The following is a 14,390-nucleotide window of genomic DNA, read 5'->3' on the forward strand; positions in this document are numbered from 1 at the left end:
CAGCCCGTCCCTCAGGCCAGCCAGCGCTTGCGGCGGCGATAGGAGCGCACGTCGCGGAAGGACTTGCGCCCCTCCTCGGCCATGCCGAGGTAGAATTCCTTGACGTCGGGGTTCTCGCGCAGGGCGGCGGCCTCGCCGTCCATCACCACCCGGCCGCTTTCCAGGATATAGCCGTAATGGGCATAGCGCAGGGCCACGTTGGTGTTCTGCTCGGCCAGCAGGAAGGTCACGCCCTCGCCCTCGTTCACCTTCTTCACGATCTGGAAGATCTGCTCGACCAGCTGCGGGGCAAGGCCCATGGACGGCTCGTCCAGCAGGATCGTCTCGGGGCGGCTCATCAGCGCGCGGCCCATGGCGCACATCTGCTGTTCTCCGCCCGAGGTATAGCCGGCCTGGGACTTCCGCCGCTCCTTCAGGCGGGGGAAATATTCGTAGACCATCTCCAGGTCGCGCCGGACCGCCGCCGCGCCGTCCGTGCGGGTATAGGCGCCGGTCAGCAGGTTTTCCTCGACCGTCAGGTGCTCGAAGCAGTGGCGGCCCTCCATCACCTGGATGACGCCCTTCTTGACCAGCGCGGCAGGGTCCAGGTCGGTGACGTTCTCGCCGCGATAGGTGATCGCGCCCTTGGTGACCTCGCCCCGCTCGGATTTCAGCAGGTTCGACACCGCCTTCAGCGTCGTGGTCTTGCCCGCGCCGTTGCCGCCCAGCAGCGCCGTGATCGAGCCCTTGGGGACCGACAGGCTGACGCCCTTCAGCACAAGGATGACGTGGTTGTAGATGACCTCGATGTTGTTGACCTCGAGCAGCGTCTCGCCCGCGCGGGCGGTCGTCGTGGGGGCGGTGGCAGCAGCGTCCAGCATCTCGGGCTCCTCAAGGGGGATGCCCCGGCGGCGGACCGCCGGGGCGATGGCGTCAGTTGCAGCGCGGCTGGATGGCGTTTTCCGCGGCAAAGGCCTGGGCGTCGGCCTGGATCAGCGGGGCCAGCACTTCCTCGTCCGGCTGGATGAAGTCGGTGATCAGCTTCCACTGCTTGGCCGAAGCGTCCCACTGCTGGATCATGCCCATGCCGGTGCCGCCGTGGTTCTGGCAGCTCAGCTGGATCGGCTGGCCGAAGCCGGGCAGGCCCAGTTCCGCCATCCGCGCCTCGGTGATCTCCAGCGCTTCCAGCCCGTCGCGCATCTGGGCGGGGGTGATCTCGGCGGTGCCGGCCAGCTCCTGCGCCTTCTTGATGCCTTCCGCGATCACGAGGGCCGCATACATGCCGCGCGAATACATCGCCTTGCCGACATGCGCGCCGCCGCCCGAGGCCTTGCCGGTATCCAGCACATGGGTCTTCAGCTCGTCATAGAAGGGATAGTCCATCCCGACGCCGTTGAAGGTCACCGACTTGTAGCCGTTGGCGGCCGCGCCCGCAGGCTCGACGTCCACCTCGCCGCCGGCCCACCAGATGCCGATCAGGTTCTCCATCGGATAGCGGACGTTGGCGGCCTCCTGGATGGCGGCCTGGTTCATGACGCCCCAGCCGTACAGGATCACGTGGTCGGGCTTTTCGCGGCGGATCTGCAGCCACTGGGACTTCTGTTCCTGCCCCGGGGGATCGACGGGGATCTGGGTCAGGGTGAAGCCGTGCTTCTTCGACAGCTCCTCCAGCGTGCGGATCGGCTCCTTGCCGAAGGCCGAGTTGTGATAAACCAGCGCGATGGTCTTGCCCTTCAGGTCGCCGTTGTTCACGTCCAGCAGGTGCTTGACGATGACCGAGGCGCCGTCCCAGTAGTTCGCGGGCGGGTTGAACACCCACTGGAACACGCTGCCGTCCTTGGCCGAGGTGCGCCCGTAGCCCGGCGTCAGCATCGGGATTCCGTCGGCCGACACCTTGGGGATCAGCTGATAGGTGATGCCGGTCGAGAAGGGGTTGTAGACCAGCGCGCCCGAGCCCTTGGTCGACTCGTAGCACTCGACCCCCTTCTCGGTGTTGTAGGCGGTTTCGCATTCCGGCGTCAGGACCTTCTGCCCGCCGATGCCGCCGTCACGCTCGTTCAGCAGGGTGAAGTAGTCGTTGAAGCCGTCGGCATACTGGTTGCCGTTCGCGCCATAGGGGCCGGTCCGGTAGCTGAGGTTCGGCACGGTCAGGTCGGCCAAGGCGGGCGCGGCGGCCAGCATGGCGGCGGCGACGGCGGCGGCAAAGCGAAGTTTCATCAGGTTCCTCCCAGAAGATTTCTTGGTTGCGCCGGGTTCGGCCCGGGTCTGCTTAGTGCGGGAACGGCCAGAGCCGCAGCTTTTCCTTGGTCAGCCGCCAGAGCTGGGCCAGCCCGTGCGGCTCGACGATCAGGAAGAAGACGATCAGCGCGCCCACGATCATCAGTTCGAGATGGGCCGCCAGGTCCGTGGGCCAGCCGAGCGCGCCCACCAGCACGTTCTTGAGGAAGACCGGCAGCACGACCAGGAAGGCCGCCCCCGCGAAGCTGCCGAAGATGGACCCGAGGCCGCCGATGATGACCATGAACAGGACAAGGAAGGACTTGTTGATCCCGAAGGTCTCGCTGGCTTCCGCCGCGCCGAGGTAGATCGAGAACAGGAGCGCGCCCGCGACGCCGATGAAGAAGGACGAGACGGCGAAGGCGCTCATCTTGGCGGTCAGCGGGTTCACCCCGATGATCTCGGCCGCGATGTCCATGTCGCGGATCGCCATCCACTTGCGCCCCGCCGTGCCGCGCGTGAGGTTCCGCGCCACCCAGGCCAGCCCGACCGCGAAGACGAGGCAGACGAGGTATTTCGCCGAGGCCGAGGTCGCCGGGCCGCTGATGACATAGCCCATGAAGGTGCGTTCAGGCGCGGTGATCTGCCCCGAAGCCGAGTAGTTGTAGAACCACGGCACCTTGTTGAAGAGCCAGACAAGGAAGAACTGCGCGGCCAGCGTCGCAACGGCAAGGTAGAAGCCCTTGATGCGAAGCGACGGCAGGCCGAAGAACACGCCGACCGCCGCCGTGATCCCGCCCGCAAGCAGGATGTGGATCAGCAGCGAAATTTCCGGGAAGGCGGTCGAAAGCTTGTAGGTCGCATAGGCGCCCACCGCCATGAAGCCTCCGGTCCCGAGGCTCACCTGCCCGCCATAGCCCACCAGGATGTTCAGCCCCAGCGCGGCGATGGCGTAGATGAGGAAGGGCACCAGCACGGCATTGGCCCAGTAGTCGGTGATGACAAAGGGGATCACCCCGAAGGCCACCGCCAGCGTCACCCAGTAGCCCATCCGGTCGAGCTTCAGCGGAAAGGTCTGGCTGTCGTCCCGGTAGCTGGTCTTGAAGTCGCCGGCTTCACGATAAAGCATCGGTCGGTCCTTTCGTCACGGTCGCACCGGGGGTTTTCCACCCCCGGACCCCCGGAGGATATTTCCACAAAGAAGATGAAGAAGGCGCGGCGTCACACACGCTCGATGATCCGTTCGCCGAACAGGCCCTGCGGCCGGAAGACCAGGAAGATCAGGGCGAGGACATAGGCGAACCAAGCCTCGGTCGCGCCGCCGACCAGCGGGCCGACATAGAACTCGAACAGCTTCTCGCCCACCCCGATGATGAGGCCGCCGACGATGGCGCCCGGGATCGAGGTGAAGCCGCCCAGCATCAGCACCGGCAGGGCCTTGAGGGCGATCAGCGACAGCGAGAACTGCACGCCCGACTTGGTGCCCCACATGATCCCCGCGACCAGCGCCACGAAGCCCGCGATGGACCAGACCATGACCCAGATGAAGCGCAGCGAGATGCCGACCGACAGCGCCGCCTGGTGGTCGTCGGCGACCGCCCGCATGGCGCGGCCCTGCTTGGTGTACTGGCTGAAGGCGACCAGCGCCGCGACCAGCAGCGCCGCGATGACCGTGGCCCAGATGTCCAGCCGGTCGATGAAGAAGCCGTAGCCGGTCAGCGCCGCCGTCCAGGCCTCGGCCGTTTCCGAGATCCCCTGCGGCAGTCCCACGTCCAGCGTCTTGACGTCGGCGCCCCACATGATGTCGCCCAGGCCTTCCAGGAAATAGGCCAGCCCGATCGTCGCCATGAACATGATGATCGGCTCCTGCCCGACGAGGTGCTTGAGCACCAGCGTCTCGATCAGGATGGCAAGGCCCACCATCACCAGCGCCGTTAGCAGGATCGCCAGCAGCGAGGGCACGGTCCAGCCGAAGGAGGAGATGTGGCTGCCGGTGATCGCGTTGATCAGGTGGGCGAAGGGCACCTGCCCCTGCTGGATGCCGACCAGCGTCAGCGCGGCAAAGAGCGCGAGCACCCCCTGCGCGTAGTTGAAGACGCCCGAGGCTTTGAAGATCAGGACGAAGCCCAGGGCGACCAGCGAATACATGACCCCGGTCATGAGGCCGTTCACCAGGACCTCGGAGGCGTAGAGAAGCTGGTCCATCAGCGGGTCCCTCGGTTGCGTCTGCACGGGATGTGCATGACCTGTGCATCGGCCGTGCAGGGCTTGTGCGGGCCTTGGTCAGTCATGGGCGACCCCCAGGTAGGCATCGATGACTTCCTGGTTGTTGCGCACCTCGTCGGGGGTGCCGTCCCCGATCTTGCGGCCGTAGTCCATCACGACCACCCGGTCGGAAAGGTCCATGACCACGCCCATGTCATGCTCGATCAGGGCGATGGTGGTGCCGAACTCGTCGTTCACGTCGAGGATGAAGCGGGACATGTCCTCCTTCTCCTCGACGTTCATGCCGGCCATCGGCTCGTCCAGCATCAGCAGCTTCGGTTCCGCCGCCAGCGCGCGGGCGAGTTCCACCCGCTTCTTGAGGCCATAGGGCAGCCGCCCGACCGGGGTCTTGCGGATATTCTGGATCTCGAGGAAGTCGATGATCTTCTCGACCTGCTCGCGGTGGCGGGTTTCCTCGGCCTCGGCCCGGCCCCACCACAGCGCCTGCTCCAGCAGCGACGACTTCATCATCGTCAGCCGCCCGGTCATGATGTTGTCCAGAACCGACATCCCGTCGAACAGCGCGATGTTCTGGAAGGTCCGCGCCAAGCCCTGGCGGGCCACCTGGTAGGGCCGCATGGGCGGGCGTTTTGCGCCCCGGAACCAGACCTCGCCTTCCTGCGGGACGTAGAAGCCCGACATGACGTTCATCATCGAGGACTTGCCCGCGCCGTTCGGGCCGATGATGGCGCGGATCTCGCCCTCGCGGATGTCGAAGGAGATGTCCTTGATCGCCGTCACGCCGCCGAAGCGCAGGGTGATGTGGCGCAGGTCCATCAGCACGCCGCCGATCTTGCGGCCGTCGGCGGTGATGTAGCCATCGGTGCCGGGCGCGGGCGCGGCGGGGGGCGGCGCGAGTTCGGACAGGATCGTCGGGGAGGTCGGGCTCATTCGGCGGCCATCCTCTGCGCGGACGTGGGGGTGGTGCGGACGTCCTCGATCCGCAGCGTGGCCTTGAGCCGGCCCTTGCGGCCGTCCTCGTAGGTGACCTCGGTTTCGGTATAGACCGAGGTGCGCCCGTCATACAAAGCGGCGATCAGGTCGGCGTATTTCTCGGCGATCACGCCGCGCTTGACCTTGCGGGTGCGGGTCATCTCGCCGTCGTCGGCGTCCAGTTCCTTGTGCAGGATCAGGAAGCGGTGGATCTGGCAGCCCGACAGCATCGGGTCCTGCGCGACCGAGGCGTTCACTTCCTCGACGTGCCTGCGGATCGTCTCGTAGACCTGCGGGTGGCCGGCGAGTTCCTGGTAGGAGGCATAGGCGATGTTGTTGCGTTCCGCCCAGTTGCCCACCGCCGTCAGGTCGATGTTGATGAAGGCGGTGCAGTAATCGCGCCCGTTCCCCAGCACCACGGCTTCCAGGATGTTCGGGTAGAACTTGAGCTTGTTTTCCACGTACTTGGGCGCGAACAGCGACCCGTCGGCCATGCGGCCCACGTCCTTGGCGCGGTCGATGATCCGCAGGTGGCCCGAGCCGGGCTCGAAGAAGCCCGCGTCGCCCGTGGCCACCCAGCCCTCGCGGTCCTTGGTCGAGGCGGTGGATTCGGGGTTCTTGTAGTATTCGACGAAGGTGCCGGGCGAGCGGTAGAAGACCTCGCCGTTCTCGGCGATCTTCAGTTCCACGCCGGGCGAAGCCACCCCGACCGTATCGGCGCGCACCTGCCCGTCCGGCTGCTGGGTGATGAACACCGTGGCCTCGGTCTGGCCGTAGAGCTGCTTGAGGTTGATGCCCAGCGAGCGGTAGAAGTCGAAGATTTCCGGCCCGATGGCCTCGCCCGCGGTATAGCCTACGCGGATGCGCGAATAGCCCAGCGTGTTCTTCAGAGGGCCGAAGACCAGCAGGTTCCCCAGGCCATAGCGCAGCCGGTCGACGGCGCCCACGGGCCGGCCGTCGGTCAGGGCGGTGCCCACGCGGCGCGCCAGCCGCATGTAGTGGTCGAAAAGCCACTTCTTGACCCGGCCCGCGTCCTCCATGCGGATCATGACGTTGGTCAGCTGGCCCTCGAAGACGCGGGGGGGCGCGAAGAAGTAGGTGGGCCCGATCTCGCGCAGGTCGGTCATCATGGTGTGCGCCCCCTCGGGGCAGTTCACGCAGAAGCCGGTCCAGTAGGCCTGGCCCACCGAGAAGATGAAGTCCCCGACCCAGGCCATCGGCAGATAGGCCAGCACCTCCTCGGTCGGCTTCAGCTTGTCGAATTCCGAGGAATTGCGCGCCGTCTCGATGACGTTGCGGCTGGACAGCACCACGCCCTTGGGCTTGCCGGTGGTGCCCGAGGTGTACAGCATCACGCAGGTGCTGTCGTAGTCCAGTTCCGCGATGCGGGCGTCCAGTTCCGCCTCGAACCGCTGGTGGGCGACGCGGCCCTCGGCCTGCACGTCGCGCAGCCAGTTCATGCGGGAATGGTCGTATTTCCGCATCCCGCGCTTGTCGGTGTAGATGATCTGCTCGACCGTGTGGGCCTCGCCCTCGGCCTCGATCACCTTGTCCACCTGCTCCTGGTCGCCGCAGACGACGAAGCGGGCGCCGGAATGGCCCAGCACATAGGCCATCTCGGAGGCCACCGCGTCCTGGTAGAGCGGCACGGGAACCGCGCCGCACATCTGGGCGGCGACCATGGACCAGTAATGCGCGGGGCGGTTGCGGCCGATGATGGCGACGTGATCGCCGCGGTTCAGACCCAGCGCCAGGAAGCCCATCGCAAGGGCGCGGATCTCCTCCTGCGCCTGCGACCAGGTCCAGCATTGCCAGATGCCGAATTCCTTTTCCCGATAGGCGGGCCGGTTGCCCAGCGTTGCGGCGTTCCGCGCCAGCAGCGCAGGGATCGACCGCAGGCCCGCGTCGGGCGCAGCGACTGCTTTCATCCTCACTCCCTTTTACGGCACCCGGCCGTTGCAGGCAAAGCTCCCCCTCTGCCCGCGACAATCTGTCTGGCCGCCGAATCTTGCCCGAGTTTTGCCCGATCCTAACGAATTGTTACCGGCTTCCGCGACGGACCCTGCGGTGCTAGCGATAGGCAGATGACGCCCCTGGACAGCCACGACGAACTGACCCGATCCGGGCTGAACCTGATTCAGCAGGCGATTTCCATCTTCGACGCCGACCTGCGGCTGGCGCTGTCGAACCAGCAGTACCAGCGGATGTTCGACCTGCCCGACCGCCTGGTCCAGCCGGGCGCGAGCTTCCAGGACACCATCGCCTATCTGGTCGCGCGCGGCGAATACGGCCATCAGGACGATCCCGAGGACGCCGTGCGGCTGCGGGTCGAGCAGGCCCGCACCTTTCAGCCGCATTACCTGGAACGCACGCGCGCCAGCGGCCGCACCATCTCGGTCGAAGGCGCGCCGCTGGCGCAGGGCGGCTGGATCGCGGTTTATACCGACATCACCGAGATCAAGCGCACCGAATCGCTGCTGCGCGCACGGTCCGAGGAACTGTCCGGCCAGCTTCTCAGCCATGCCGAGCGGCTGTCGGCCGCGAACCGGCAGCTCGCCGCCACCAACGCCGCGCTTGAGGAAGCCAAGCGCGTGCTGACCGAGGCCGAGGCGCGGACGCGGCAGGTCACGGCCATGGTGCCCGCCCATATCGCCCATGTGGACGCCGAGGGCCGCTATACCTTCTCCAACCAGCAGCTTGGCACGGTCTTTCCCGGCGCCCCTGCCGACATCGTGGGCCGCACCGCGGCCGAGGTGCTGGGAGAAACCTTTGACCGCATCCGCCCTGCCCTGGCCCGCGCGCTGGCGGGGGGGCCGCAGGTGATCGAGGTCACTCATGCCGAGTCGGGCCGCCGCATCCGGGTGGCCTTCACCCCCGACCGCGAAGGGCGGGGCGCCTATGTGCTGTCCACCGACGTCACCGCCGAGGTGAACACCCGCGAGGCGCTGACCCATGCCGCCCGCCGCGAACTGGCCGCGCAGATGTCCTCGGGCCTCGCGCATGACTTCGGCAACCTGCTGACGATCATCCTGGGGCTTCAGGGCCGGCTTGCGCGGATGGCGCTGCCGCCCGAGGCCGCCGCCGACGTGCAGGGGACCCTGGCCGCCGCCCGCCGCGGCGCGGTGCTGCTGGACCGCATCGCCACGATCACCGGCCCGCGGCGGCTGACGCCCGAGCCGGTGGACCTGCCCGCGCTGCTGGAGCAGCTGGCGACAATGGCGCGGCCCTCGCTGGGGCGGGGGATCGCGCTGGAGCTTGACTGCGACCTGCCCGGGGGCGCGGTGCTGCTGGACCCCGGGCCCTTGCAGGATTCGCTGCTGAACCTGATCCTGAACGCGCGGGACGCGATTGCCGGCACCGGCGTCGGCTCGGGCAGCACCCATGGCGCGATCCGCCTGTCGGCCCGCGTGCGCGGCCGCTGGCTGGAGCTGACCGTCACCGATTCAGGGCCCGGCTTCTCGCCCGAGGCGCTGGGCCGGGCGACCGAACCCTTCTTCACCACCAAGGCCGCCCAGGGCTCGGGCCTCGGGCTGCCCATGGTCTACGACCAGACCAAGCTGGCGGGCGGCACGCTGCGCCTGGACAACACGCCGGGCGGCGGCGCGCGGGTGCGGCTGCGCCTGCCCTTCCAGCGGGTCGCGCGGCGGCTGGTGCTGCTGGTGGATGACGACGACCTGATCCGCGAAACGCTGCGCGAGATGCTGACCGGCATGGGCCACCAGGTGATCGAGGCGGGCTCGCTGTCCGAGGCGCGGTCCCTGGCGGACCTGCCGGGGCTGTCGGTGATCCTGTCCGACCTGCAGCTGGGCGACGGCTCGGGCGCGGACCTGGGCGCGCTGGGCCCGCCCCTGATCCTGATGACCGCCCGTCCCCCCGACGATCCCGAACGGCAGGGCCTGAGCCATCCCGTGCTGACCAAGCCCTTCGACGCCGCCGCCCTCAATGCCCTTTTCGCAGGCCTGCCCGATGACAAGTGACCCGCCGCTGATCGCGATCCTCGACGACGAGCCCGACATCCGCCGCCTGCTGGCCGACGCGCTGGAGGAGGCGGGCTTCCGCACCGCCGGCTTCGGGCGCGCGACCGAATTCGAGGCCGCCCTGCGCCGCATGGCCCCCGACGCCTGCCTGATCGACCTCGGCCTGCCCGACCGCGACGGGCTGGCGCTGGTCCACAGGCTTGCCACGCAGTCGGGCGCGGCGATCATCATCATCTCGGGCCGCGCGCAGGTGCAGGACCGGGTGACTGGGCTGGAGCTTGGCGCGGACGATTATGTCATCAAGCCCTTCGACCCGGCCGAGGTCGTGGCCCGCATCCGCGCCCGCCTGCGCAAGCCCGCGCGCGAGGCCGCCCGCAACGGCCAGACCGCCCGCTTTTCGGGGTGGAGCGCGGATTTCGACCGCTACCTGCTGACCGGCCCGGACGGGGCGGAAACGCCATTGAGCCATGCCGAGGCCGAGATGCTGCGGATGTTCCTCGACAGCCCGCGCAGGCTCATCAGCCGGACGCAGATGCTTGAATCGCTGGGCGGCACGGCGGGGGACAGCTTCGACCGGGCGATGGACGTTCGGATCTCGCGCCTGCGGACCAAGCTGGGCGAGGACCCCAAGAACCCGCGCCTGATCAAGACGATCTATGGCGCGGGATATATCTTTCTGTCGGAGGTCGGGTGGAGCTGAGCCGGTGGCCTTGCGTCACCGCCGCGAGCAGGGGTTTTCCACCCCCGATCGGGCCTGCCGGCCCCTTGCTCGCTGAAAACGGTCCACCGGACCGTTTTCCGGGCGCTCGCAAGCCCCGGACGATATTCGGGCAAAGAGGAAAGAGCCCCCTGCTGGCCATAAAGCCGCAAGCGCGGTCTGCCCTGACGCTCAAGGCCTGATCAGCCGCACGATGAAGAACCCGTCCAGCCCGCCGAGATCCGGCCAATGATCGGGCCGGGTGCGGATGGCGCCCGCCCCGGTGATCCAGTCCGCATCCCATTGGGCGGGATCGGGCCGCTCGACCCGCAGCCCCGGATGGCGGGCAAGGGCGGCATCCAGTTGCGCCTCGCCTTCTGCCGGGTGCAGCGAGCAGACGGCATAGACGAGCCTCCCGCCGGGCCTCAGCAGCGAAAGCGCATGGTCGATCAGACGCGCCTGAAGGCGCACGAGGTCTGGGATCATCGCCCCGTCGCGGATCAGCGGCAGTTCGGGATGGCGGCGGATGGTGCCGGTGGCCGAACAGGGCGCATCCAGCAGCACCGCGTCCAGCGGCGCCTCGGGCCGCCAGTCCAGCGCGTCGGCGGCCACCATGCCGGCGGACAGACCCACCCGGGCGAGGTTCTCGGCCACCAGCGCGAGTCGCTGCGGCGACAGGTCGATGGCGGTGACACGCGCCCCTGCCGCCGCAAGCTGCATCGTCTTGCCGCCCGGCGCGGCGCAAAGATCGGCGACAAGCTCCCCCGCCTGCGGCGCCAGCAGCCGCACCGGCAGGGCGGCGGCGGCGTCCTGAACCCACCACTGGCCCTCGGCATAGCCCGGCAGAGCCGTGACCTGCGTGCCTGCGGGCAGGCGGTGGCTGCCGGTCGGCAGCGCCTCGCCGGGCGTGGCTCCGTGGGGCGTCAGGTCCAGGGGCGCGCCGCGTTCATGCGCGGCCTCGATGGCAAGGGCAGTGACCTCGCCCCAGCGGGCGACGACGGGGCTGCGCAGCCAGCCCGGCAGGCGCGGCGAGGGCGCGGCATCCCAGACCGCCTGCGCCTCGGCCGCGCGGCGCAGGACCGCGTTGACCATTCCGGCGGCAGCCTTGGCCTTGGGGCCGCCCGCGCGCGCCAGCGCCACGGCGGCGTTGACGGCGCCATGAGGGGCCTCGCCCTGGCCCAGCATCTCGGTCACGGCCAGTTGCAGCAGGTCCAGCGTTTCAGGACGGGGGCGGCGGACCAGCAGCGGCGCCAGCACGGCCTCGGCCCGGCTGCGATGGCGCAGGGTCGCAGCGGCGAGCCTGCGGGCGCGGGCGCGTTCAGGCGGGGACAGCTCGCCCAGGGTCCCCTCGGCCTCGGCCAGCGTGGCGCCCTCTCGCACCGCCGCCAGAAGCCGCAGCGCCCCGGACCGCGCCGCATGGGGGGTGGCTGCCTGCCCCGGGCGCTTGCCCTTCCGGGACGGGCCTTGCCCCGCCTCGCCGGGGCGCCTGCGGTCCGTGCGCCGCCGCTTCCCCGCGTCCTTGCCGGATGATTCCCTGGCGGATTCTTCCTGACCCAAATACCCCGGGGGGGCCGCCGCAGGCGGCGGGGGCGGCGCCCCCTGCGGCGTTTCCGCCGGAACCGCCCTCTGCCTGCGCAGGGGCCGCGCCTCGGGGCCGGGTTTCGGCTGATCGTCTCGCTTGTCCATCGTCCCCACGGTCCCTAGGTGAAAGGCAGACCTATCCACTCTGCGCGGGGTTTTCCATGACCGAGCCTGCCGATCCCATCGTCCCGCCCGAGGACCGCCCGGAATGGGCCCACCTGCCCCCGCCCGCCCGCCGCGCGCTGGCCGAGGCCGAGGAGCGCCGCCGCAACGCCGCACCACTGGACCTGCCGACCGAACTCGGGGGCCGCGACGGGCCCGAGCCCGTCCGCTACGGCGATTATGAACGCAAGGGCCTCGCGGTCGATTTCTGACCTCAGGCCGCCTGGGGCACCGCCGCCAGCCGCAGCGGCTTGCGGCGCTCGTAGCGGGCGTAGCCCAGGTCGTCGCTCTTGATCTCGGGGGTGCGGCCGCTGATCAGGTCGGCCAGCACGCGGCCCGAGCCTGCCGCCATGGTCCAGCCGAGCGTCCCGTGCCCGGTGTTCAGCCACAGGTTGCCGACCGGGCTTGCGCCCACGATGGGCGTCCCGTCCGGCGTCATGGGGCGCAGCCCGGTCCAGAAGCTCGCCCGGTCGAGGTCGCCCGCCCCGCCGAACAACTCGCCCACGGACTTGGCCAGGGTCGCCCGCCGGCGCGGCGACAGCGACAGGTCGAAGCCAGCCAGTTCGGCCAGCCCGCCCACCCGGATGCGGTCGCCCAGGCGGGTGATCGCGACCTTGTAGGTTTCATCCATCACCGTCGAGACGGGGGCACGGGATTCGTCCACAATGGGCAGCGTCAGCGAATAGCCCTTGACCGGATGCACCGGCGGCCTGATCCCGAAGGGGGCGACCAGCGCCGGCGAATAGCTGCCCAGCGCCACCACGAAGCCATCCGCCACAAGCCGCCCGGCCGAGGTCCGCACCGCCGTGATGCGCGAGGACGAGCCTTCCAGCCCCTCGATGGCCGTCCCGTAATGGAATGTCACGCCTTCGGCCTCGGCCAGTGCCGCAAGGCGCTGGGTGAAGACGTGGCAGTCGCCCGTCTCGTCATTCGGCAGCCGCAGCCCGCCCGCAAGCAGGTGGCGCGAGAAGGCCAGCCCCGGCTCGGCCGCGACGCAGCCCTCGGCGTTCAGGACCTCGAAGGGCACGCCGTCGGCGCGCAACACCTCGATGTCCTTCTGCACGGCCTTGACCTGATAAGCGTCGCGGAAGACCTGCAGCGTGCCGCGCGTCCGCTCGTCGTAATGGATGCCCGTCTCGGCCCGCAGCGCGCCCAGGCAGTCGCGCGAATAATTGGCGATCCGCATCATCCGCGACTTGTTCACCGCATAGGCGTCCGCGGTGCAGTTGCGCAGCATCTTTGCCATCCAGCTGGCGCGCCTGGGATCGGCCGAGGCGTGCAGCACCAGCGGCGCATGGCGCTGGAACATCCAGCGCAGCGCCTTCTGCGGGATGCCGGGGGCGGCCCAGGGCGTGGAATAGCCCGGCGAGATCTCGCCCGCATTGGCGAACGACGTTTCCATCGCGGCGGCAGGCTGGCGGTCCACCACCGTGACCTGATGGCCGGCGCGGGCCAGATACCACGCGCTCGTCACCCCGATGACGCCTGCGCCCAGAACGACGATCTTCATGGCCCGACCTTCCCCAAGGACATTTGGGGAAGGATCATGCGGAACGGCGGAAATGTGCTGCCGATCTTGCGTCCCCTGCGGCCACTTGCCGCAAGGATGTTCGATGGAAACCAGACATCGCGAGACGATCTTGCGCTGCGCCGCAGCACCGCGCCGAAATTATCCGGCCGGGCCGCGTTCCTGCCGCAAGATGTCCCGGCAGAAGATCAGAGACCCAGCACGTCCGCCATGTCGTATTCGCCCGGACCCTTGTCCTGGCCCCACAGCGCCGCCCGCAAGGCGCCGCGCGCGAAGATGGCGCGATCGGTGGCGAGGTGGCGCAGGACCACCCGCTCGCCCGGTGCGGCGAAGATCACGTCATGCTCGCCCACGATGTCGCCGCCCCGGATGGCCGAAAAGCCGATGCTGCCGGACCTGCGCGCGCCCGTCATCCCCTCGCGTGCGGGCACCCGCAGTTCGTCCAGCTTGGCGCCGCGTCCCTCGGCCGCGGCCTCGCCCAGCATCAGCGCGGTGCCCGAAGGCGCATCGACCTTGTGGCGATGGTGCGCCTCGACGATCTCGATGTCCCAGTCCTCGCCCAGGGCCGCGGCCACGCGCCGGGTCAGGCCGACCAGCAGGTTGACGCCCAGGCTCATGTTGCCGGCGCGGATGATCGGGGCGTGCCGGGCGGCGGCCCGGATCCGCGTCAGGTCATCCTCGGACAGCCCGGTGGTGCCGATCACGTGGACCGCGCGCGCCTGCGCGGTCAGCTCCGCATAGGCGACGGTCGCGGCCGGAGAGGTGAAGTCCAGCAGCCCCTGCGCCTGCGCGATGGCCGCCACCGCGTCATCCGTGACGGCAAGGCCCAGCGGCGCCCCGCCCATCGCGGTGCCCAGGTCCTGGCCGATCCAGGCATGGCCCTCGCGCTCGAGCGCGCCGACCAGGCGGCAATCGGGCGAGTCCAGCACCGCCTGCACCAGCATCCGCCCCATCCGCCCCGAGACGCCCGCGACCACGATCCCCGGCCTGTTCTGCTCCGCGCCCATCGCATCCCCCGTGTTTCCCGCGGGTCTAGCCCGTTGCGGGGCGG

The 14,390-nt window shown here is 69.2% G+C and carries 12 protein-coding genes; 3 read left to right on the top strand and 9 right to left on the bottom strand.

Going from position 1 to position 14,390, the window contains the following annotated elements:
- Positions 1 to 11: 11 nt before the first annotated feature.
- The 6 genes from CK240_RS12220 to CK240_RS12245 form a co-directional block, all read right to left on the bottom strand.
- The gene (locus tag CK240_RS12220; RefSeq protein ID WP_095640623.1) at positions 12 to 860 is read right to left on the bottom strand and encodes an ABC transporter ATP-binding protein; all 849 of its coding nucleotides are present in this window, start codon (positions 858 to 860) and stop codon (positions 12 to 14) included.
- Positions 861 to 912: 52 nt separating this feature from the next.
- Positions 913 to 2,196: an ABC transporter substrate-binding protein gene (locus CK240_RS12225; RefSeq protein ID WP_095640624.1), complete on the bottom strand. Its 1,284-nt coding sequence runs from the start codon at positions 2,194 to 2,196 to the stop codon at positions 913 to 915.
- Between the two features lie 52 nt (positions 2,197 to 2,248).
- On the bottom strand, positions 2,249 to 3,325 hold the full coding sequence (locus CK240_RS12230) for a branched-chain amino acid ABC transporter permease (protein ID WP_095640625.1): 1,077 nt from the start codon (positions 3,323 to 3,325) through the stop codon (positions 2,249 to 2,251).
- 92 nt (positions 3,326 to 3,417) lie between these two features.
- Complete coding sequence (locus CK240_RS12235; RefSeq protein ID WP_095640626.1) at positions 3,418 to 4,401, bottom strand: branched-chain amino acid ABC transporter permease; 984 nt, start codon at positions 4,399 to 4,401, stop codon at positions 3,418 to 3,420.
- A gap of 78 nt (positions 4,402 to 4,479) precedes the next feature.
- Complete coding sequence (locus CK240_RS12240) at positions 4,480 to 5,238, bottom strand: ABC transporter ATP-binding protein (RefSeq protein WP_240517407.1); 759 nt, start codon at positions 5,236 to 5,238, stop codon at positions 4,480 to 4,482.
- 110 nt (positions 5,239 to 5,348) lie between these two features.
- Positions 5,349 to 7,322: a long-chain fatty acid--CoA ligase gene (locus CK240_RS12245; protein ID WP_095640628.1), complete on the bottom strand. Its 1,974-nt coding sequence runs from the start codon at positions 7,320 to 7,322 to the stop codon at positions 5,349 to 5,351.
- Positions 7,323 to 7,478: 156 nt separating this feature from the next.
- Here CK240_RS12245 and CK240_RS12250 point away from each other — a divergent pair, with 156 nt between their 5' ends.
- The gene (locus CK240_RS12250; RefSeq protein WP_095640629.1) at positions 7,479 to 9,371 is read left to right on the top strand and encodes a hybrid sensor histidine kinase/response regulator; all 1,893 of its coding nucleotides are present in this window, start codon (positions 7,479 to 7,481) and stop codon (positions 9,369 to 9,371) included.
- Positions 9,361 to 10,071 (top strand): response regulator transcription factor, encoded by a 711-nt coding sequence (locus CK240_RS12255; RefSeq protein WP_095640630.1) that lies wholly within the window; start codon positions 9,361 to 9,363, stop codon positions 10,069 to 10,071. Before CK240_RS12250 ends, CK240_RS12255 begins: the two co-directional genes overlap by 11 nt.
- A 189-nt stretch (positions 10,072 to 10,260) precedes the next feature.
- Here the strand turns inward: CK240_RS12255 and CK240_RS12260 are convergent, their stop codons facing one another.
- Positions 10,261 to 11,754 (bottom strand): RsmB/NOP family class I SAM-dependent RNA methyltransferase, encoded by a 1,494-nt coding sequence (locus CK240_RS12260; RefSeq protein WP_095640631.1) that lies wholly within the window; start codon positions 11,752 to 11,754, stop codon positions 10,261 to 10,263.
- Between the two features lie 56 nt (positions 11,755 to 11,810).
- Here CK240_RS12260 and CK240_RS12265 point away from each other — a divergent pair, with 56 nt between their 5' ends.
- Positions 11,811 to 12,023, top strand: coding sequence for a DUF1674 domain-containing protein (locus tag CK240_RS12265; RefSeq protein WP_095640632.1), 213 nt, complete (start codon positions 11,811 to 11,813; stop codon positions 12,021 to 12,023).
- Positions 12,024 to 12,025: 2 nt separating this feature from the next.
- Here the strand turns inward: CK240_RS12265 and CK240_RS12270 are convergent, their stop codons facing one another.
- Together CK240_RS12270 and dapB are read right to left on the bottom strand one after the other, a co-directional pair.
- On the bottom strand, positions 12,026 to 13,321 hold the full coding sequence (locus CK240_RS12270) for a D-amino acid dehydrogenase (RefSeq protein ID WP_095640633.1): 1,296 nt from the start codon (positions 13,319 to 13,321) through the stop codon (positions 12,026 to 12,028).
- A gap of 206 nt (positions 13,322 to 13,527) precedes the next feature.
- A complete protein-coding gene (gene dapB, locus CK240_RS12275) occupies positions 13,528 to 14,346 on the bottom strand; it encodes a 4-hydroxy-tetrahydrodipicolinate reductase (RefSeq protein WP_095640634.1) in 819 nt (272 codons plus the stop codon).
- Positions 14,347 to 14,390 lie beyond the last annotated feature (44 nt).

This window comes from Paracoccus salipaludis (genome assembly GCF_002287065.1).
GTDB classification, from domain to species: Bacteria; Pseudomonadota; Alphaproteobacteria; order Rhodobacterales; family Rhodobacteraceae; genus Paracoccus; species Paracoccus salipaludis.

What these genes read in the sequence shown, in the direction of transcription:
- CK240_RS12245 (WP_095640628.1), bottom strand. Translation starts at nt 7,322, where the DNA reads ATGAAAGCAGTCGCTGCGCCCGACGCGGGCCTGCGGTCGATCCCTGCG.
- CK240_RS12240 (WP_240517407.1), bottom strand. Translation starts at nt 5,238, where the DNA reads ATGGACCTGCGCCACATCACCCTGCGCTTCGGCGGCGTGACGGCGATC.
- CK240_RS12265 (WP_095640632.1), top strand. Translation starts at nt 11,811, where the DNA reads ATGACCGAGCCTGCCGATCCCATCGTCCCGCCCGAGGACCGCCCGGAA.
- CK240_RS12230 (WP_095640625.1), bottom strand. Translation starts at nt 3,325, where the DNA reads ATGCTTTATCGTGAAGCCGGCGACTTCAAGACCAGCTACCGGGACGAC.
- dapB (WP_095640634.1), bottom strand. Translation starts at nt 14,346, where the DNA reads ATGGGCGCGGAGCAGAACAGGCCGGGGATCGTGGTCGCGGGCGTCTCG.
- CK240_RS12250 (WP_095640629.1), top strand. Translation starts at nt 7,479, where the DNA reads ATGACGCCCCTGGACAGCCACGACGAACTGACCCGATCCGGGCTGAAC.
- CK240_RS12220 (WP_095640623.1), bottom strand. Translation starts at nt 860, where the DNA reads ATGCTGGACGCTGCTGCCACCGCCCCCACGACGACCGCCCGCGCGGGC.
- CK240_RS12255 (WP_095640630.1), top strand. Translation starts at nt 9,361, where the DNA reads ATGACAAGTGACCCGCCGCTGATCGCGATCCTCGACGACGAGCCCGAC.
- CK240_RS12260 (WP_095640631.1), bottom strand. Translation starts at nt 11,754, where the DNA reads ATGGACAAGCGAGACGATCAGCCGAAACCCGGCCCCGAGGCGCGGCCC.
- CK240_RS12270 (WP_095640633.1), bottom strand. Translation starts at nt 13,321, where the DNA reads ATGAAGATCGTCGTTCTGGGCGCAGGCGTCATCGGGGTGACGAGCGCG.
- CK240_RS12225 (WP_095640624.1), bottom strand. Translation starts at nt 2,196, where the DNA reads ATGAAACTTCGCTTTGCCGCCGCCGTCGCCGCCGCCATGCTGGCCGCC.
- CK240_RS12235 (WP_095640626.1), bottom strand. Translation starts at nt 4,401, where the DNA reads ATGGACCAGCTTCTCTACGCCTCCGAGGTCCTGGTGAACGGCCTCATG.